At 44.0% G+C, this 653-nt stretch carries 1 protein-coding gene; it reads right to left on the bottom strand.

Features of this window, described 5'->3' with window-relative positions; all coding sequences use genetic code 11:
- Positions 1–624, bottom strand: a 624-nt coding sequence (locus LZD49_RS35310) for an NAD-dependent epimerase/dehydratase family protein (RefSeq protein WP_234673361.1), incomplete at its 3' end; no start/stop codon positions are given.
- Positions 625–653: the final 29 nt, after the last annotated feature.

Raw genomic sequence — 653 nt, 5'->3', positions numbered from 1 at the left:
GGCCATATCCGGTCTTCCCCAAGGGCCGTATACCGTAAAAAAACGCAACCCTACTGTTTGAAACTTATAAAGGTGGCTGTATGCATGGGCCATCAGTTCATTGGATTTCTTTGAAGCAGCGTAGATGTTGATAGGCGTATCAACTTTATGATCCGTTGAGAATGGCTGTGTTTCATTTAAACCATAAACGCTTGAACTGCTGGCAAATATCAGTTTTTGAGGCGGATACATCCGGCAACATTCCAGGATATTGAAAAACCCTTCGACGTTGGATTTAAGGTAAGTTCTTGGATTTTCTGTACTATACCTGATGCCCGCTTGTGCCGCCAGATTGATCACATAGTCGAATCGATGCGTTTCGAAAAGTTCAACGAGCTTGTCCATATCCAGCAGATCGGCTTTGACGAATAGGTAGTTGCCCTGGGAGCTGGAATGGGTATTTGTATTTTGGCTGCCTAAGTCAACGCCGGTAATGCCGCACTCAGCAAGCCGGTCCAGTTTAAGGGACGTGGAATAATAGTCGTTGATATTGTCTATCCCCACAACCTCATAATTCAGGCGAATCATTTGTTGGACAAGATGAAATCCAATAAAACCTGCGGCACCGGTCACTAGTACCTTCATTGGTTGTACAATTTTACTATTTCTGTAAA

It is taken from the genome of Dyadobacter sp. CY261, from assembly GCF_021440085.1.
Taxonomy (GTDB): domain Bacteria; phylum Bacteroidota; class Bacteroidia; order Cytophagales; family Spirosomataceae; genus Dyadobacter.
The sequence above is the reverse complement of the archived record's forward strand: the minus strand, read 5'-3'. Positions and strand labels throughout refer to the sequence as shown.